General features: G+C 67.9%; 17 protein-coding genes. 11 read left to right on the top strand and 6 right to left on the bottom strand.

Going from position 1 to position 18,619, the window contains the following annotated elements:
* Nucleotides 1–3: 3 nt before the first annotated feature.
* Both prsR and prsK read right to left on the bottom strand, forming a co-directional pair.
* The gene (prsR, locus tag ACFJI2_RS27940; RefSeq protein WP_107869761.1) at nt 4–1,359 is read right to left on the bottom strand and encodes a PEP-CTERM-box response regulator transcription factor; all 1,356 of its coding nucleotides are present in this window, start codon (nt 1,357–1,359) and stop codon (nt 4–6) included.
* 13 nt (nt 1,360–1,372) lie between these two features.
* Nucleotides 1,373–2,929 carry an XrtA/PEP-CTERM system histidine kinase PrsK gene (gene prsK / locus ACFJI2_RS27935; RefSeq protein WP_377702776.1) on the bottom strand — a complete coding sequence of 519 codons (1,557 nt, stop codon included), beginning with the start codon at nt 2,927–2,929 and terminating at the stop codon, nt 1,373–1,375.
* A gap of 2 nt (nt 2,930–2,931) precedes the next feature.
* On the opposite strand from prsK, the gene ACFJI2_RS27930 reads away from it, so the two are divergent.
* A complete protein-coding gene (locus tag ACFJI2_RS27930) occupies nt 2,932–3,132 on the top strand; it encodes a hypothetical protein (protein WP_377702775.1) in 201 nt (66 codons plus the stop codon).
* Between the two features lie 27 nt (nt 3,133–3,159).
* Nucleotides 3,160–3,429: a hypothetical protein gene (locus ACFJI2_RS27925; RefSeq protein ID WP_377702774.1), complete on the top strand. Its 270-nt coding sequence runs from the start codon at nt 3,160–3,162 to the stop codon at nt 3,427–3,429.
* 36 nt (nt 3,430–3,465) lie between these two features.
* Here the strand turns inward: ACFJI2_RS27925 and ACFJI2_RS27920 are convergent, their stop codons facing one another.
* The 4 genes from ACFJI2_RS27920 to ACFJI2_RS27905 all read right to left on the bottom strand — a co-directional run bounded on the left by ACFJI2_RS27920 (nt 3,466) and on the right by ACFJI2_RS27905 (nt 9,019).
* The gene (locus tag ACFJI2_RS27920; protein ID WP_377702773.1) at nt 3,466–4,869 is read right to left on the bottom strand and encodes a TIGR03013 family XrtA/PEP-CTERM system glycosyltransferase; all 1,404 of its coding nucleotides are present in this window, start codon (nt 4,867–4,869) and stop codon (nt 3,466–3,468) included.
* Nucleotides 4,870–4,954: 85 nt separating this feature from the next.
* On the bottom strand, nt 4,955–6,001 hold the full coding sequence (locus tag ACFJI2_RS27915; RefSeq protein ID WP_377702772.1) for an SDR family oxidoreductase: 1,047 nt from the start codon (nt 5,999–6,001) through the stop codon (nt 4,955–4,957).
* Nucleotides 6,001–7,290 carry a nucleotide sugar dehydrogenase gene (locus ACFJI2_RS27910; protein WP_377702771.1) on the bottom strand — a complete coding sequence of 430 codons (1,290 nt, stop codon included), beginning with the start codon at nt 7,288–7,290 and terminating at the stop codon, nt 6,001–6,003. Before ACFJI2_RS27910 ends, ACFJI2_RS27915 begins: the two co-directional genes overlap by 1 nt.
* 292 nt (nt 7,291–7,582) lie before the next feature.
* On the bottom strand, nt 7,583–9,019 hold the full coding sequence (locus ACFJI2_RS27905; protein WP_377702770.1) for a UbiA family prenyltransferase: 1,437 nt from the start codon (nt 9,017–9,019) through the stop codon (nt 7,583–7,585).
* 213 nt (nt 9,020–9,232) lie between these two features.
* Between ACFJI2_RS27905 and ACFJI2_RS27900 the strand changes: the two genes are divergently transcribed.
* From ACFJI2_RS27900 to galE, 9 genes are all read left to right on the top strand, one after another.
* Nucleotides 9,233–10,714, top strand: a complete 1,482-nt coding sequence (locus tag ACFJI2_RS27900) for a lipopolysaccharide biosynthesis protein (protein ID WP_377702769.1) — start codon at nt 9,233–9,235, stop codon at nt 10,712–10,714.
* Nucleotides 10,715–10,721: 7 nt separating this feature from the next.
* Nucleotides 10,722–11,708 carry a WxcM-like domain-containing protein gene (locus ACFJI2_RS27895; RefSeq protein WP_377702768.1) on the top strand — a complete coding sequence of 329 codons (987 nt, stop codon included), beginning with the start codon at nt 10,722–10,724 and terminating at the stop codon, nt 11,706–11,708.
* 37 nt (nt 11,709–11,745) lie between these two features.
* Nucleotides 11,746–12,708 (top strand): ATP-grasp domain-containing protein, encoded by a 963-nt coding sequence (locus ACFJI2_RS27890; protein ID WP_377702767.1) that lies wholly within the window; start codon nt 11,746–11,748, stop codon nt 12,706–12,708.
* A gap of 4 nt (nt 12,709–12,712) precedes the next feature.
* Complete coding sequence (locus ACFJI2_RS27885) at nt 12,713–13,369, top strand: HAD family hydrolase (RefSeq protein ID WP_377702766.1); 657 nt, start codon at nt 12,713–12,715, stop codon at nt 13,367–13,369.
* Nucleotides 13,366–14,493: a DegT/DnrJ/EryC1/StrS family aminotransferase gene (locus tag ACFJI2_RS27880; RefSeq protein ID WP_377702765.1), complete on the top strand. Its 1,128-nt coding sequence runs from the start codon at nt 13,366–13,368 to the stop codon at nt 14,491–14,493. Before ACFJI2_RS27885 ends, ACFJI2_RS27880 begins: the two co-directional genes overlap by 4 nt.
* The gene (locus ACFJI2_RS27875; protein WP_377702764.1) at nt 14,490–15,458 is read left to right on the top strand and encodes a glycosyltransferase family 2 protein; all 969 of its coding nucleotides are present in this window, start codon (nt 14,490–14,492) and stop codon (nt 15,456–15,458) included. The genes ACFJI2_RS27880 and ACFJI2_RS27875 overlap by 4 nt, the downstream gene beginning before the upstream one ends.
* A gap of 7 nt (nt 15,459–15,465) precedes the next feature.
* Nucleotides 15,466–16,542, top strand: a complete 1,077-nt coding sequence (locus ACFJI2_RS27870; protein WP_377702763.1) for a glycosyltransferase — start codon at nt 15,466–15,468, stop codon at nt 16,540–16,542.
* A gap of 68 nt (nt 16,543–16,610) precedes the next feature.
* A complete protein-coding gene (locus ACFJI2_RS27865; protein ID WP_377702762.1) occupies nt 16,611–17,549 on the top strand; it encodes a methyltransferase domain-containing protein in 939 nt (312 codons plus the stop codon).
* 54 nt (nt 17,550–17,603) lie between these two features.
* A complete protein-coding gene (gene galE, locus ACFJI2_RS27860) occupies nt 17,604–18,605 on the top strand; it encodes a UDP-glucose 4-epimerase GalE (protein WP_377702761.1) in 1,002 nt (333 codons plus the stop codon).
* Nucleotides 18,606–18,619: the final 14 nt, after the last annotated feature.

Below are 18,619 nucleotides of genomic sequence, written 5' to 3'. Positions count from 1 at the left end.
CGGTCAGGAACCGGATTTGATGGCGTGGCGGCTCATCAGGTCGTACAGGGTCGGGCGGCTCACGCCCAGCAGTTCGGAAGCCTTGACGATGTTGCCGTCCACCCGCGCCAGCACCTTGACGATGGCCTTGTACTCGGCCTCGTCGCGCACCTGGCGCAGGTTCAGCGGCTCTTCCGGCAGCAGCGCGCCGGACAGGCCCAGGTCCTCGGCCACGATGTGCGGCCCGTCGGCCATGATGACGGCGCGCTTGATGCAGTTCTCCATCTCGCGCACATTGCCCGGCCATGGATAGGCTTCGATCACGTTCATCGCTTCCTGGCTGAAGTGCAGCGCGGGGCGCGACTCGGCGGCGCAGAACTTGTTCTTGAAATGGTGCGCCAGCAGCGCCGCGTCGCCCACGCGGTTGCGCAGCGGCGGGATGGTGACCACGATTTCGGACAGGCGGTAGTACAAGTCCTCGCGGAAGCGGCCGGCCGTGGCCAGCTCCTTCAGGTTCTGGTGCGTGGCGCAGACGATGCGCACGTCGACCGGGATCTCCTCGTGGCCGCCGATGCGCTCGATGACGCGCTCCTGCAAAAAGCGCAGCAGCTTGGCCTGCAGCGGCATCGGCAGGTCGCCCACCTCGTCGAGGAAGAAGGTGCCGCCGTGCGCCAGCTCGACCTTGCCCTTGGTCTGTTTGGCCGCGCCGGTGAAAGCGCCCTTCTCGTAGCCGAACAGTTCCGACTCGAGCAGGTTTTCCGGGATGGCCGCGCAGTTGATGGCCATGAAGCGCTCCTTCGAGCGCGGGCTGAGCTGGTGCAGCGCGCGCGCCAGCACTTCCTTGCCGGTGCCGCTTTCGCCCAGCAGCATCACCGAGGCCGAGGTCGGCGCCACCTTCTCGATGCTGCGGCAGATCTTCTGCAGGCCGGCGTCGCGGCTGATCACGCCGGCCAGCGGCGAATCGGCCTGGGCCTGCTGCATGCGGCGGTTCTCGCGCTGCAGCGCGTGCAGGTAGAAGGCGCGCTGGACCACCAGGCCCAGCAGGTCGGGATCGGCCGGCTTCTGGTGGAAGTCGTAGGCGCCCAGGCCGATGGCCGCCACCGCGTGCGCGTGGTCCTGGTTGCCGGTGAGCACCACCACCTTGGTTTCCGGGGCCAGCGCCAGGATTTGCTGCAGCGTGGCCAGGCCCTCGGTGGCGCCGTCCGGATCGGGCGGCAGGCCCAGGTCGGTGATCACCACTTCCGGCTCGTGGCGGCGCACTTGCGCCAGCGCCGCCTCGCGGTCGCCCGCCACCAGCACTTCATAGGCGTCGAAGCTCCAGCGCAGCTGCTTCTGCAGGCCCGGGTCGTCTTCAATGATCAACAGCTTGGATTTGCTCACAATAGTCCTTTTCTCAGGCCGCGCGTTCGACCGACAGCGCGTCCTGATTGTACAGCGGCAGGGTGACCTGGAAGGTCGTGCCCTGTTGCGGGCGGCTGTTTACTTCCAGCGTGCCGCCCAGCTCATGGATGTATTCCCGGCTTTCGAACGCGCCTATGCCCATGCCGGCCGGCTTGGTCGACTCGAACGGCTTGTACAGCCGGTCGCGGATGAATTCCTCCGTCATGCCGGCGCCGCTGTCGCTGATTTCCACCAGCACCGCGCCGGCCGTGCTGCGCAGGGTGATGGTGACCTGGCCGTCCAGCGGCGTGGCCTCGATCGCGTTCTGGATCAGATGCCCCAGCACCCGCTCCAAGCGCTCCCAGTCGGCCACCACGCGCAGGCCGGGCGTTTCCACCCGCAGCTGCGGGCGCGGTTCGAACGCTGCCTTCAAGGATACGGCCTGTTGCAACAGTTGGTCAATAAACAATGGCGCGGGACGCGCCGGCGCGTCGTTGCGGCTCAGCTTTTGCAGCATCAGCTTCATCTTCTGCACCGAGTGGGTGACGGTGTCGAGCATGTCCTGCTGGAATTCGGGGTTGTTGCGGTGCTTGTGCGCGTTCGGGATCAGCAGCGACAGCTGGGCCACCAGGTTCTTCAGGTCGTGCACCACGAAGGTGGACATGCGATTGAAGGATTCGAACTGGCGCGCCACCATCAGCGCCATGGCCGCGTCCTGCTGGGCCAGGTAGCTGGCGGCCTGGCTGCAGGCGATCTTGAGCAGGTCGATCACTTCCCAGTTCAGCTGGATGGCGCTGCGCGGCAGCTGCAGCAGCATGAAGCCGGACAGGCGGCCCTGCATGATGAGCGGCAGCACCAGCCACACGCGCGGGAAGCGCCGCACCCATTCCGGCATCGCGATGTCCTCGTACAGGCTGGGACTGCGCGCGTATTCCTGCATGTCGATGACCCACTGTTTGCTTTCCAGGAACTGGCACAGCGCCGAGTCGGCCGGCTCGGTGTCGCTCACGGTCGGCATATGCCATTGCGCCACCGGCTCGCACTGGCCGGACTCGCGCCGCAGCCACAGCGCGCCGCCCGGGCTTTCCACCAGCCCGGCCACGGCCTGGATGGCGCGCTCGGCCAGGTTGGGGCCGTCGGCCGACAGCATGCGGGTAAAACCCATCCATTCTTCGCGGTAGTCGTAGTTGTAGCTGTAGAAATGCTTGCTGATGAAGACCTTGAGCCAGGCCCGGAACGCCCCCGAAAACAGCACGCCGGCCAGCAGCACGGTGGCGCCGAACAGGAAGGCCACCTGCATCACCGAGCCCCAGCTGCCGCCGAAGAAGCGCAGGTAGTAGCCGGCCGAACTCATCACCAGCAGATAGGCGGCCGAGCCGGCCAGCGCGGCTGAATGGAACAGCACCCGGCGCGACACCGACAGTTCCGACGACCACACCTTGCTGCGCGAGACGGCCAGCGCGATCAGCGGCATGGTCAGCGCCTGCACGAAGCCGGCGCGCGGCCCAGATGTCGGCGTTGACCTGGCGGAACAGCATGGTGTCGCTGTACAGGTAGAAATCGTAGGCATACATGCCGCCTATGCCCAGGCAGGCGTATTTCAGCGCCCAGCGCTCGTGCAAGGGCTTGTTGCGGTACAGCTGCTCGACCAGGATCATGCCCAGCACGGCGGCGCCGGCGCGCAGCATCACCAGCGGCAGCATGCCGCCTAGCGCGGCCAGCAGGCCGGGCGCCCAGTTGGCCAGCGCCTCGCCCCCCAGCAGCAGCGCGTAAAAGCCGGCCACCAGGCGCAGCAGGCGGTTGTGGCGCAAGGCCTGCCAGCCGTGGGCGCGCTGGAAAAAGCCCAGCAGCGACAGCAGCACCACGGACCAGGCCGCGTTGCGGCCAATGTCGAGCGCGTCGTTCCACTGCGACGAGGCGGACGCATACGCCGCCTCCCACGCGTTCAGGCCGGCCCACAGCGCGGTGGCCAGCGCCGCCACCGCCAGCGCGGCGGCGTGCGCGCGGCTGCGCCACACGCTGAGCTGCAACACGCACAGCACCGCGAAGGCCAGCGCCGCCGCGCCGTAGCTGAAGACGGCTACGCTGCTCAGCATGCCACCGCCATCAGCGGCCGCTGCCGAACAACACCACCTTGAGGGTATCGATCAGCACCAGCAGGTCCAGGAACAGGCTGTTGTTTTTCACGTAGTACAGGTCGTACTGCAGCTTTTGCACCGCGTCCTCGACCGAGGCGCCGTAGCCGTAGCGCACCTGCGCCCAGCCGGTGATGCCGGGCTTGATGCTGTGCCGCACGTTGTAGTACGGGATGTCGGCGCTGAGCTGCTCGACGAAGTACGGCCGCTCCGGGCGCGGGCCGACAAAGCTCATCTCGCCCTTGAACACATTCCACAGCTGCGGCAGCTCGTCCACGCGCAGCTTGCGGATGATGCCGCCCACGCGCGTCACGCGCGGGTCGTTCTGCGCCGCCCATTGCGGCTTGCCGCCCTTTTCCGCGTCCGTGCCCATGCTGCGGAACTTGAGCACCTTGAAGCTGCGCCCGCCCTTGCCGACCCGCTCCTGGCTGTAGATCAGCGCGCCGCCGTCCTCCAGCTTGATGCAGGCGGCGGTAAACACCATGACCGGCAGCGCCAGCAGCAGGATGATGAGGGAGACCATGATGTCGAAGGCGCGCTTCATGAAGGTGCGCATGAAGCTCTGGTCGAAGCCGCCGCCGAAGACCAGCCAGCTGGGCTGCAAGGACTCGACCCGGATCTGGCAGGTTTCGCGCTCGAAGAAGGTGGCCGCGTCGGTCACCTTGACGCCGAACAGCTTGCACTCGAGCAGTTCGCGGATGGGGAAGGTGCCGCCGCGCCGGTTCTGCACCGACACCACGATTTCGCGCACATTGTATTTCTGCGCCAGCGCCACCAGCGACATGCCCGGCTCCATGGCCAGCACGGAATTGGCGGCCACGCGCGACTCCTCTTCTGGCATGGCCACATAGCCGGCCACGTCGTATTTATGGTAGCTGTTCGAATGCAGCGCCAGGTCGCCGCACTCCTTGGCCAGCGCGCCGTTGCCGAGGAAGATGATGCGCGACTCGAGGAAGCGGAACTTGGAGCTGGTGAAGAAAATGGCGCGCGCCACCAGGATGCCGGCCGCCGCGATGGCGAACACCAGCAGCAGGATGCCGCGCCCGAAGTACAGGTCCGGCGCCACGTAGAACACCAGCGTCAAAATGCCGAAGCCCATGGCGAACGAGGGCACCAGCTGCAGGAAGAAGGGATTGCGCAAGCCTTCGCTGAAATTGAGCTGGTACATACCCAGCGCGCTCATGGAAAACACGATGGCGGCGGTAAACACGCAGGCCGACAGCAGGAAATGGTCGAGCCGCGGCAGCATGAAGTCGTCGCCGTCGAAGAAGCGGATGGCCGAACCGGCGTAGAAGGCGCCGATCAAGATCAGGATTTCCACGAACAGCAGGCTGAACGCGACCTTGGACACGTAGTGATTGGCAATTTTTAACATGTTATTTTCCTTCCCCAGTGCGTACTACTCGCGGCGACGGAGCACGGTGCCGGCCGTACGCAGGCCGCGCCCGTTTCTATTGTGATTACCTGGCTGTCAGACTGCCGACATACCAATCCATCGCTACGGCCAAGCCTTCTTCTATGCGGTGGGTAGGCGCGTACCCGAGCAGCTGCGCCGCCTTGCCGATGTCCGCCTGCGAATGGCGCACATCGCCGGCCCGGAAGCCGGCGTACTGCGGCCGGTGCTGGTCAAGGTGCGGGCAGCGTTCCCGCAGCAGGGCCACCATCATGCCGTACAGCTGATTCAAACTGGTGCGCTGGTTCAGCGCCACGTTGTAGACCTGGTTGGCCGCGCCGGACGCGGCGGCCGTGGCGGCCAGCACATTGGCCTGCACCACGTTGTCGATAAAGCAGAAGTCGCGGCTGGTTTCGCCGTCGCCGTTGATGAACACCGGCTCGTTGCGGATCAGCGCCGCCACCCATTGCGGGATCACCGCGGCGTAGGCGCCGTGCGGGTCCTGGCGCGGGCCGAACACGTTGAAGTAGCGCAGCCCCACGGTTTCGGTGCCGTAGCAGCGCGCGAACACGCCGGCGTACAGCTCGTTGACGTACTTGGTGACCGCGTACGGCGACAGCGGGTTGCCGATACGCTCCTCGATCTTGGGCAGGTCCGGGTGGTCGCCATAGGTGGAGCTGGAGGCGGCGTACACAAAGCGCTGCACCTTGGCGTCGCGCGCGGCGGCCAGCATGTTGAGAAAACCGGTGATGTTGACGTCGTTGGTGGTCTGCGGGTCGGCAATCGAGCGCGACACCGAACCGAGCGCGGCCTGGTGCAGCACGTAGTCGGCGCCTTCGCACGCTTGCGCGCAGTCGGCCGGCACGCGGATGTCGCCGCGCAGGAAACGGAAGCGCTGCCAGGCCTCGTCGCCGACGGCGGCGCGCACCTGGTCCAGGTTGTGCTGGTGGCCGGTGGCAAAATTGTCCAGCCCGGTCACGCGCTGGCCCAGCTTGAGCAGCGCCTCGACCAGGTTGGAGCCGATGAAGCCGGCCGCGCCGGTCACCAGCCAGTGGCGCGGCTGGGCGCGCAGCTGCTGCTGCCGCTCCAGGTAAGCCGCCGGCGTGGCCGTCATCACAGCCTCCACACCGCGTGGCCGGCCGCGGCGATCGGCGCCAGGTCGAAGGCCGACTTGACGTCGATGAAGCAGCCCAGCGGGGTCAGCTTGGCGCACAGCTCGCCGTGCGGGATGGCCAGCAATTCCTTGTGCGGCACGGCCGCCACGATGGCATCGGCGCGCGGCAGGTCGTCCCAACGCTGCAGTTCCACGCCGTACTCGTGCACCGCCTCGTCCGATTCGGCCACCGGGTCGTGCACGTGCACGTCCACGCCGTAGCTCTTCAGTTCGGCAATGATGTCGGCCACTTTCGAGTTGCGCAGGTCGGGGCAGTTTTCCTTGAACGTCAGGCCCAGCACGATCACGCGCGAACCCTTGACGTGGCAGCCGGCCGCGATCATGGTCTTGACGGTTTTTTCCGCCACGAACTTGGCCATGCCGTCGTTGATGCGGCGCCCGGCCAGGATCACCTGCGGGTGGTAGCCGACCATGTCGGCCTTGTGCGTCAGGTAATACGGGTCGACGCCGATGCAGTGGCCGCCCACCAGCCCCGGGCGGAAGGGCAGGAAATTCCACTTGGTGCCGGCCGCCTGCAGCACTTCCAGCGTGTCGATGCCGATGCGGTCGAAAATGACGGCCAGCTCGTTCATCAGGGCGATGTTCAAGTCGCGCTGGGTGTTCTCGATCACCTTGGCGGCCTCGGCCACCTTGACGCTGGAGGCGCGGTACACGCCGGCGGTGATGACCGATTCGTACAGCGCGGCCACCTCGTCCAGGGTAGCGGCGTCGTCGCCGGACACCACTTTCAGGATGGTGGTCAGCGTGTGCAGCTTGTCGCCCGGGTTGATGCGCTCGGGCGAGTAGCCGATATGGAAGTCCTGCTTCCACTTCAGGCTGGACTCGCGCTCCAGGATGGGCACGCACACTTCCTCGGTGGCGCCCGGATAGACGGTCGATTCGAACACCACGATGGCGCCCTTTTTCATATGGCGGCCGACCGTGGCGCTGGCGCCGGCCAGCGGCGCGAAATCGGGATTGTGGGCGCTGTCGACCGGGGTGGGCACGGCCACCACGATGTAGTCGGCGCCGGCCAGCTCGGCCGGGTCGGTGGTCACGCGCAGCTGCGTGGCGGCCTGCAGCTCGGCCGGCGAGACTTCGCCGGTCGGGTCGCAATGGCGCCGGTAGCTGTCGATCTTGCGCTCGGACAAGTCAAACCCGATGGTGGACCGCTTCTTGCCGAACTCCACAGCCAGCGGCAAACCCACATAGCCCAGACCGACAACCGCAACTACCTTGGCATTGTTCATTTCAAACCCATACAGAAATAAAATTTCTTGCAAATAAATAACAAGTTCGTCGTGCGTCGCGCGGGTCAGCCGGGGCGGGCACCCATTTTAGCGCTACTGCGCAGCCGTGGTTCATGCTGCCCGGCGAAGCCGGCTGAACTGTTGGGCAAGCGCCACACAGTTTCAGCGCAGAATTAACAATTGGAAACTCAACGCGAACCGTGTACTAGAATACAATACTTGTTGCCATTTTCATAGCGACATTCCTCATCATAGCACCGGCTGCCCTATACCGACAGGAAATAAATAAGTCCTAGAAGGCCAGGAAGCGGGCCGCCAGCGCCAGCGCCACGATGGCCAGGATGGCGGCACGGCTGCCGCCGTCGCGCACGGCGTAGACCACCGGGTCGTCGTGCATTTCGCCGCGCGAGGTCTTGATCCATAGCCGGCCCAGCCAGTAGATCATGCCGAAGGCGGCCAGCCACAGCAGGTCCGGCGTGCGGTAGCGCGCCTGCGTCTCCGGCGCGCTGATGAACAGGCCCAGCACCACCACCGCGCTGAGCGCCGCGCCCACGCCGAGCGGCCACAGTACTACCAGGTCGTCGACCCGGTAGTCGCGCCCGCGGGTGGCGGTGCGGCCGTCCTGGCGCAGCAGCACCAGCTCGGAGCAGCGCTTGATGAGCGCCAGGCTGAGGAACACGAACACCGAAAAGGCCAGCAGCCAGGAGCTGGCCGTGATGCCGGTGGCCACCGCGCCGGCCTGGATGCGCAGCGTGTACAGCAGCGACAGCATCAGCACGTCGACCAGCATGTATTCCTTGAGCACCCAGCTGTAGGCGCTGGTGAGCGCCAGGTACAGCAGCAGCACCAGCAAGAAGCCCGGCGACACCAGCGCGGCCAGCGCCAGCGCCGCCGCCAGCGCCGTCCCCGCCACCAGCAAGCCCTGCACGATGGGCAGCTGGGCGCTGGCGAAGGGGCGCAGCTTCTTGCGCGGGTGGGCGCGGTCCGACTCCAGATCCCATAGGTCGTTCACCACGTAGGTGGCCGAGGCCGCCAGCGAGAAGGAGACGAAAGCCAGCGCCAGGTGGGCCAGCTTGGCCAGGTCGAGGAAGGAGAAGGCGGCAAACAGCGGCACGAACAGCAGCAGGTTTTTCAGCCACTGGTGGGCGCGCAGCGCGCGCAGCCACACTTTCAGCGAGCGGCTGTGGCGGTCGAACTCGCGCTCGACCGGCACCGTGCCGCCGCGCACGATGCCGCTGGTGCGGGCGCTGGCGCCCACCAGGATGGCGCCGCGCGCGCCCTGCCATACCGGCAGGTCGGCGCGGCTGTCGCCGGCGTAGACGAAGTCGGCGCCCACTTCGCGCTGTATCATGCTGAGCTTGGCCGTGCCCTTCAGGTTGTCGCCGGCGCCGGTGGCCAGCACCTGGTCGAACAGGCCGAGGTGGCCGGCCACCTCGTCGGCAATGCTGCTGTGGGCGGCGGTGGCCAGCACGATGCGGCGCCCGCGCGCCTTTTCCGCGCGCAGGTAGTCCAGCAGCGGCTGGTGGTAGGGCAGGCTGGCGGCCGCCACGCCGCCGCGCGCGGCAATGGCGCGCTTGAAGCCAGCGCGCCCGGACAGCAACCAGAACGGCATGCGCAGCAGCGCGGCCGGCGAACGGCGGATCAGCGTCAGGCCAGACTCGACCAGCGTGTCGGTCGGCGTCAGCGTGCCGTCCAGATCGACCACCAGGGGGATATTCGCGGCATCCATACGTGTCCATGCAAAACAAAAGATTTGCCATTATATTAAAAGACGGCGCGCCAGTCCCGTTGTCGCCATCACTATTTAACGAAGCGCAAAGACGGCATTCTGTGTTCTAATGCACAACATCAGTTAATCCAATAGCATTATTTTGTCCCACTACCCGCCCCTGCCGCTTCAGCCCGCCCCCGGCGCCGCCCCCTCGTCGCGCCGGAGCGCCGCATGAGCTCGCTCGCCCGCGGCGCCGGCCTGATGATGGCGCTGCGCCTGGTCGAGCGCGGCATCGGCCTGGCCAGCACCCTGATCCTGGCGCGCATCCTCACGCCGGGCGATTTCGGCCTGGTGGCCATGGCCATGTCGGTGCTGACGCTGATCGAACTGATGGGCGCATTCGGCTTCGACGTGGCGCTGATCCAGCGCCAGGACGCGCAGCGCCGCCATTTCGACACGGCCTGGACCTACAACGTGCTGTTCAGCGCCAGCGTAGCGCTGCTGCTGCTGCTGTGCGCACCGTTCGCCGCCGAGTTCTACCGCGAACCCAAGCTGCGCCTGGTGCTGTCGGTGCTGGCGCTCGGCGCGCTGGTGCAGGGCTGCGAGAATATCGGCACGGTGACATTCCGCAAGCAGATGAATTTCGGCCAGGAATTCCGCTTCCTGCTGTCGAAAAAGCTGGTGTCGTTTGCCGTGACCATGGCGCTGGCATTTACCCTGCGCAACTATTGGGCGCTGGTGGGCGGCATCATCGTGGGCAAGCTGTGCGCCGTGCTGCTCAGCTACCGCATGCACCCGTTCCGCCCGCGCTTCTCGCTGGCGGCCAGCCGCGACCTGTTCCATTTTTCCAAGTGGCTGCTGGTGTCCAACCTGATCCTGTTCCTGCAGAACAAGTCCGACAGCTTCATCCTGGGCCGCACCGTGGGCGCGCACGACCTCGGCCTGTACAACGTGGCCAGCGAGATCGCAGTGCTGCCGTCGACCGAGCTGATCGCACCGATCAACCGCGCCGCCTTCCCGGCCTACGCGGCGCAGGCGGCCGACCTGGAGGCGTTGCGCGCCAAGTTCCTGTCCGTGTTCAGCGTGATCGGCCTGCTGGCCTTCCCCATGTCGGTCGGCCTGGCCTGCGTGGCCGGGCCGGCGGTGGCCGTGCTGCTGGGGCCGCAATGGGCGGCCGCGGTGCCGCTGCTGCAGCTGTTTACCGTCTGCGGGCTGACCAGCGCCATCCAGTCCAACCTGATCATGGTCATCGTGGCGCTGGGCAAGCCCAAGGCCAACACCCTGCTGTCGGGCGCCATGCTGGTGCTCTACCTGCCGGCACTGGCCTACGCCAGCCTGCGGCACGGCGCGCTTGGCGCGGCCTGGGTGCACCTGGTGATGTCCTGCTTGGTGCTGGTGCCGCTGCACATCGTGTTCCTGCGCATGACCGGCTTGCGCGCGGCGCGCTACTTCGGCGCGCTGTGGCGCCCGCTGGCCGGCGCCGCCGCCATGGGCGCTGTTGTGCTGCTGCTACAGCAGCAGCTGGCCGGCGCCGTCCGGCCGTGGCCGGCCCTGCTGCAGCTCGCCGTTTGCATCTGTGCCGGCGGCGTCAGCTATGTTACGATGGTCTTGACGCTTTGGCATGCTGCGGGACGTCCACCGGCCAGCGCGGAAGCGGCCATGCTGGCCGGCGTGGCCGGCCGTTTACTGTCTGCAAAAAAGTCACCCACCTGAGTCCCTCATGCCCGACCACTTCCAACACGCGCACGCCCTGGTAGAGACCGATCAGATCGGTGCCGGCACGCGCATCTGGGCCTTCGCCCACGTGCTGCCGGGCGCCGTCATCGGCGCCGACTGCAATATCTGCGACCACGTCTTCATCGAGAACAAGGTGCGCATCGGCGACCGCGTCACCGTCAAGTGCGGGGTGCAGCTGTGGGACGGCCTGACGGTGGAGGACGACGTGTTCATCGGCCCCAACGCCACCTTCACCAACGATCACTACCCGCGCAGCAAGCACCACCTGGCGCAGTCGCTGACCACCATCGTGCACCAGGGCGCGTCGATCGGCGCCAACGCCACCATCCTGCCGGGGCTGAGCATCGGCCGCAACGCCATGGTGGGCGCCGGCGCCGTGGTCACGCGCGACGTGCCGCCCAATGCCATCGTGGTGGGCAACCCGGCGCGCATCACCGGGTATGTCGAAACCGGCACGCCGGCGGCCGCCGCAGGCGCCGCAGCCCTGCCGCAAGCCGTCTATGGCGGCCACGGCGCGCACCAGGCGCGCGGCGCCGACGGCAGCATGCGCACGCTGCGCACGGCCGGCGCCAAGCTCTATCCCATGCCGCTGGTGGAGGACTTGCGCGGGGCGCTGGTGTTCGGCGAAGTGGACCAGCACCTGCCCTTCCCTCCCAAGCGCTATTTCGTCGTGTTCGACGTGCCCAGCCGCGAAGTGCGCGGCGAACACGCGCACCGCGAACTGCACGAATTCCTGATCTGCCTGCGCGGCACCTGTTCGGTGGCGCTGGACGACGGCGTGGCGCGCGACGAAGTGGTGCTGGACACGCCCACGGTCGGCCTGCATGTGCCGCCCAGGCTATGGCGCGTGCACTACAAATACAGCCCGGACGCCATCCTGCTGGTGCTGTGCTCGGACGTCTACAAGGCCGACGACTACATCCGCGACTACGAACAATTCCTGGCGCTGACGGCTTCCGGCGCCCGGTGACCCGGCATACTCATCGAGCCAAACTACAAGGATACACATGGGCCAGCGCATCATCTGGGTCGGAGCGGCGGGCAGTACCACCGGCTTCGGTATTATCCGTTCTCTGAGCGCCGCCTTCGGCGAGCGTGTGCGCCTGATCGGTGCCGACACCAATCCGCCGCACCTGGTCGCCGCGAGCGTGTTCGCGCACGCCAGCGAGCAGGTGCCGCCGGCGGCGGCACCGGACTTCCTTGCACGCCTGCTGGAACGCTGGGAGGCGCACGGCGTGGACACCTATATTCCCGTGCACGACGGCGAAATCCTGGCGGCCGCGCGCGCCCGCGAGCAGGGCCTGCTGCCGGCCGGCGTGGCGGTGCTGGCGCCGTCGCTGCGCGCAGTGAGCCAGTGCAACGACAAGATCGCCACCTGCGCCGCGCTGCGGGCGGCTGGCATCGTCACGCCGGACACGGTGCTGCTGGGCGAAGCGCAATGGCGCGAGGGCGGCTGGCTGCGCAAGCAGCGCAGCGGCGTCGGCAGCATCGGCGTGCAGCTGCTGCGCACGCCCGCCGAGCTGGCCGCGGCGCAGCAGGCCGGCGGCGACTACGTGGTGCAGACCCCGTGCCTGAGCGGCGAAACCACGATCGACACCTTCAAGTCGCGGCACAGCGGCTACTTCCGCGCCGTGGCGCGCGAGCGCCTGGAAATCAAGGCCGGCGTGTGCTCGAAAGCGCGCCTGTATCCGGACCCGGAACTGGCCGCGCTGGCCGAAGCCGTGGCCGACGCCATGGAGCTGCGCGGCGCCTTCAATGTGCAGGTGATGCGCGACAGCGCAGGGCGCTGGAGTGTGATCGACGTCAACCCGCGCACAGGCGGCGCCACCAGCATGTGCAATTTGCTGGGCATACAGTTCGCCGCCGCCAACGCGGCCGACCTGTGGGGCGAGCCGGTCGAGCACCTGCTGCCTGCGCTGGCGGGCGAACGCCACGTGGTGCGCCAGCCGACGGACTTTCTGACGCAGTGACGCAATGACCTTGCTGGCACTGGACCTGGACGGCACCCTGCTGGACTGCGAAGCGCGGCAGGTGGCGCTGACGCGCGCCCTGCTGGCGCAGCGCGGCCAGCCGGCACTGGACGCGGCCGCCTTCTGGCGCCGCAAGCGCGCCGGCGCCTCGACGCGCACGGCGCTGGCGGCGCAGTATGGCGATGCGCCCTGGCTGCCGGAACTGGCGCAAGCCTGGCTGGCCGCGGTGGAGCAGCCGCAGTGGCTGGCAGGCGACCAACTGCTGCCCGGCGTGGCCGGCGTGCTGGAAGGGCTGATCGCCGGCGGCGTTGCCCTGCGCCTGCTGACCGCGCGCGGCAACCACGACGGCTTGCATGCCACGCTGGCGCGCCTCGCGCTGGCGCCCTATTTCGAGCAAGTGGGGGTGGTCGATCCTCTCAGCGCCAGCACGCAGAAAGCTGCCATCCTGGCCGACTGGCGGCCGGCCGCCTTCATCGGCGACACCGAGAGCGACCTGGCCGCCGCGCGCCAGGCCGGCATCCCCTTTGCCGCCGTCAGCTGGGGCCAGCGCGACGCGGCCTGGCTGGCCGCGCACGGCGCCGCCAGCTGCCATGCCGACCTGGCCGCCGCCATAAGCCATTTGAACCCTTATCTGACCAGCCCTACCGGAGCACAGCTATGATCCCCTTCCTCGACTTGGGCGCCATGCACGCCGAACTGCGGCCGCGCCTGGACGCAGCCTACTGCCGCGTGCTCGACTCCAACAACCTGATCCTCGGACCGGAAACCGCCGCCTTCGAGCGCGAGTTCGCCGCATACTGCGGCGCGCGCCACTGCATCGGCGTGGGCAACGGCCTGGACGCGCTGTTCCTGACGCTGAAGGCCTGGGGCGTGGGACCGGGAGACGAAGTGATCGTGCCGTCCAACACCTTTATCGCCACCTGGCTGGCGGTGTCCTATACCGGCGCCACGCCGGTACCGGTGGAGCCGGACCCGCGCACCATGAATATCGACCCGGACCTGATCGAGGCGGCCATCACGCCGCGCACGCGCGCCATCATGCCGGTGCACCTGTACGGCCAGCCGGCCGACATGGACCCCGTCATGGCGCTGGCGGCGCGCCGCAATCTGCGCGTGCTGGAAGACGCCGCGCAGGCGCACGGCGCGCGCTACAAGGGCCGCCGCACCGGCACCCTGGGCCACGCGGCCGGCTTCAGCTTCTACCCGGGCAAGAACCTGGGCGCGCTGGGCGACGGCGGCGCCATCGTCACCGACGACGACGCGCTGGCCGAGCAGCTGCGCATGCTGCGCAACTACGGCTCCAGGGTTAAATACCAGAACGAGGTGCAGGGCCATAATTCGCGCCTGGACGAGCTGCAGGCGGCCTTCCTGCGCGAAAAGCTGGGCCTGCTGGACGGGTGGAACGTGCGCCGCCGCGAACTGGCTCAGCACTACCGCGATGCGCTGGCCGGCAGCGGCCTGGCGCTGCAGCACGTGCCTGACTGGGCCGAGCCGGTCTGGCACCTGTTCACGGTGCGCCACCTGCAGCGCGACCGGCTGCAGGCCGAGCTGATGCAGCACGGCGTGCACACCGTGATCCACTACCCGGTACCGCCACACCTGCAGCCCGCATACGCGGCGCTGCAACTGCAGGCGGGCAGCTATCCGCTGTCCGAGGCCATCCACCAGCAAGTGCTCAGTCTGCCCCTGTGGCCGCAAATGCGCGCAGAGCAGAGCGCCGCCGTGGTGGCGGCCTGCCGCGCGGCCTGCACCGGCATAACGGCCGGCGCGCCTGTGGCAGCATGATAGCCCCAACCCGCCCGGCCGTCACGGTGATCGCCCTGTGCTACAACCACGCGCGCTTCCTGCACGCCTGCCTGGACAGCATCCGCGCCCAGACTTGCCAGGATTTCGAACTGATCGTCACCGACGACTGCTCGCGCGACAACTCGGCTGAGCTGATTGCCGCCTGGCTGGCCGAACACCGGCCGGACGCGCGGTTTATCCGCCACACCAGGAACGCAGGCGTCTGCAGCACGCTCAACGAAGCAGTCACCAGCGCGCGCGGCGAATTCATCAGCATGATCGCCACCGATGACATGTGGGCGCCGGACAAGATCGAGCGCCAGCTGGCCGCCATGCGCGCCCAGCCCGCCCAGGTGGCGGTGCTGTACTCGGACGCCTGGCAAATGGATGAAGAAGGCAAGCCGCTGCCGCTGCGTTTCATCGAGCAGCACCGCCCCGGCTTTGCGCCGCCGTCCGGCAAGGTGTTCTCGGCACTGGCCGACGGCAATTTCATTCCCGCCATGGCCACGCTGATACGGCGCCAGGCGCTGGCCGACGCCGGCTACTACGACGAGCGCCTGACCTACGAGGACTACGACATGTGGCTGCGGCTGTCCGCCGCCCACGACTTCGTCTACGAACCGGGGCCGGTGGCGCACTACCGCATCGTGTCCACCTCCATTGTGCGCACCACCTTTGTGCGGCCTACGGCAGCGCACTGCTACACGCTGTTCCTGATCCACGACCGCTGGCTGAACAGCGGCCTGCTCGCCGCCGCCCAGCGCCGGCGCTGGGCTGAAGCGCTGTGGTCGGCCGCCTACCAGCTGTACGTGCATGGCGACGCGCGCGCCAGCGCCTGCCTGTGGAGCGCCGCGCGCCATACGCGCAAGCCGCGCGCGGCGCTGCTGGCCCTGGCCAGCACGCTCGGCATCCGGCGCGACGGCGCCAAGCGCCTGCTGGCGGCGCTGGGCATGGCGGGCAAGTGAGCGCGGCGTGAAGATCGGTTTCATCCTGCTGTCCAACTCGGCCCGGCCCATTCCCAGCACGCGGGTGGCGGCGCTGAACATGTTCCCGCTGCTGCGCGCGGCCGGCTGCGAACCGCACATCGTGTTCGAACCGGCCAGCGCCACCGAAACGCCAAACCTGGACGGGCTGCTGCCGGCCATCGTGGCCGGCCGCTACGACCTGATCGTGTTCCAAAAGGTGCAGGGGGCCAGCGCCGTGGCGCTGGCGCGCCAGCTGGGCGCAGCGGGCATCCGCACTGTGTACTGCGTGTGCGACCTGGTCGACGCGCCCATGGCGGCCGCCACCGACGCCACCGTGACGGTCACGGCCTTCCTGAAAAGCCTGTACCCGGCCGCGCTGCAGCACAAGATCCACGTGGTGCACGACGGCATCGAGCGCCCCGACGTGCACAAGGGCGACTGGGGCCACCGGCGCGCCACGCCGGCCCACCCGCTGCGCGCCGTGCTGGTCACGTCGGCCCAGCTGGACCGGCTGCCGGTGATCGCCGAGCCGCCGCCATGGCTGCAGGTGACCATTGTCGGCCGCTACCGGCCGCCCGGCCAGCCCTTGCAGCGCATGCGCGAAGCGAAGTGGCAGCTGGCGCGCGCCGCCGAGCACGGGCGCGGCTGGACCTATCTGCGCTTCCTGGCCAACCGCCGCATCCGCTGCGTGGCCTGGCATCCCAGCGGCGTGTACGAACTGATGCGGCAGGCCGACATCGGCATCATCCCGGTCGATACCGGCCACGCCGCCGCGCCCGGCCAGGCCGCGCCCAGCTGGCAGGTGAAGTCGGAAAATCGCCTCAGCATGAAAATGTGCGTCGGCCTGCCCGTCATCGCCACCCCCATTCCTGCCTACGAACCGCTGGTGCGGCAAGGCGAGAACGGCTACCTGGCCTCCAGCCACGAAGACTGGATGCGCTACCTGGAAGCGCTGCGCGAGCCGGACCTGCGCGCCGCAGTCGGCCGCGCCGCGCGCGCCTCGGTGCAGCAACGCTATTCGATGGAAGAGCAGGCGCGCCTGCTGCTGGACGTTTTTCAGCGCGTTTGTTTGCACAAGGTTTGACGCAGCCCAGAACGGCCCCACTGTCGCCCTGCTAAGGTCGACTCCTGAGTCTACGCAAGGGAGCCACCATGAACGAGGCGCGCAATTGTCCGGCTTACGCCTGCCCGGTGCACAAGACCGCGCTGGCCGACTGGCACTGCGCGCAGTGTGGGCGCAGCTATCCCATGGTGCGCGGCATTCCCGTGCTGCTCCACCCCGGCAACAGCGTGTTCCGTGAAGCCGACTACCTTGGCCGGGACGGCGGCTACGACGGCGCCAGCGGCTATGCCGGCAGCCTGGACCGCACTAGCGGCCTGCGCCGGCTGTACCGGCGCGCCATGATGCGGCTGATGGACGCCGAGCCGCCGCGGCGCGACTTCGGCATGGCCGACGCGCTGGCCGCCATCTCGCGCACGCTGCCGCAGGCGCGCATCCTCGTCATCGGCGCCGGCGAACGCACGGTGGCGGGCGACGCGCTCTATACCGACGTGGCGTTCGGCAAGCACGTCAGCTGCATCGCCGACGCGCACGACCTGCCCTTCGAAGCGGCCAGTTTCGACGCCTGCGTGGCATGCGCCGTGCTGGAACACGTGCTCGATCCCTACCGCTGCGTGGAAGAAATCCGCCGCGTGCTGCGCCCGGGCGGCTATGTGTACGCCGAAACCCCGTTCATGCAGCCGGTGCACATGCGTGAATACGATTTCACACGCTTCACCCATCTGGGCCACCGGCGCCTGTTCCGCCATTTCGCCGAGCTGCGCAGCGGCACCACGGCCGGCACCGGCGTTAGCGCCGGGCAGATGCTGCGCTACGCGCTGGCGGCGCTGTCGGACCGGCCCGGCGCGCGCCGCTGGCTCAAGCTGGCCGGCCTGCTCGCCGCCTACCCGCTGCGCTGGCTGGATTACCTGGTGTACGACAACCGCGGCAACTACGACGCCGCCTCCGGCTTCTATTTCTTCGGCCGCCTGCAGGACGAACCGCTATCCGACCAGGAATTGCTGCGCGGATTCCGTGGCGCCGTTTGCTAAAAAAACCATATCAATTTATTATCGCCGCTGACATGCACTCACTTGGGGTAGGCAATGAACATACTGGTCACCGGCGGCCTGGGCTACATCGGCTCGCACACTTGCGTGGAACTGCTGGCCGAAGGGCATGACATCGTCGTGCTCGACAACCTGAGCAATGCGCAAGCGGCCGTGCAGCAGCGCGTGGAAAATATCGCCGGACGCCCTTTCCCGCTGGTGCAGGCCGACGTGCGCGACCGCGCCGCGCTGCGCGCCGTGTTCCGCGAGCACGCCATCGACGCGGTGATCCATTTCGCCGGCCTGAAGGCGGTGGGCGAATCGGTCAGCCAGCCGCTGGCGTATTACGACAACAACGTGGCCGGCAGCCTGGTGCTACTCGAGACCATGGCCGAGGCCAAGGTGCGCACGCTGGTGTTCAGCTCATCGGCCACGGTGTACGGCGACCCGGCCAGCGTGCCCATCACGGAAGACTTTCCGCTGTCGGCCACCAACCCCTACGGCCGCAGCAAGCTGATGATAGAAGAGATGCTGCGCGACCTGTACCGTTCCGACCCGCAGTGGCGGGTGGCCATCCTGCGCTATTTCAACCCGGTGGGGGCGCACGAGAGCGGCTTGATCGGCGAGACGCCGAACGGCGTGCCCAACAACCTGCTGCCCTACGTGGCGCAGGTGGCGGCAGGCGAGCGCGCAATGCTGTCGGTGCATGGGGACGATTATCCGACGCCGGACGGCACCGGCGTGCGCGACTACATCCACGTGACCGACCTGGCGCTGGGCCATGTGCGCACGCTGACGCGGCTGCAGCAAGGACCCGGCCTGCTGACCTACAACCTGGGCACCGGGCGCGGCTACAGCGTACTGGACATGGTGCAAGCCTTCGCCGCGGCCAGCGGACGTCCGGTGCCTTACCAGGTCGGCCCGCGCCGGCCCGGCGACGTGGCGCAGTGCTATGCCGATCCCTCGCGCGCGGAGCGCGAACTGGGCTGGAAAGCCGAACGCGCCATCGACCAGATGTGCCGCGACGCGTGGCGCTACCAGAGCGGCGCGGCCGGGTGACGCGGCCGGGTGAC

This window comes from Pseudoduganella sp. UC29_71 (genome assembly GCF_042693265.1).
Lineage (GTDB): Bacteria > Pseudomonadota > Gammaproteobacteria > Burkholderiales > Burkholderiaceae_D > Rugamonas.
The sequence above is the reverse complement of the archived record's forward strand: the minus strand, read 5'-3'. Positions and strand labels throughout refer to the sequence as shown.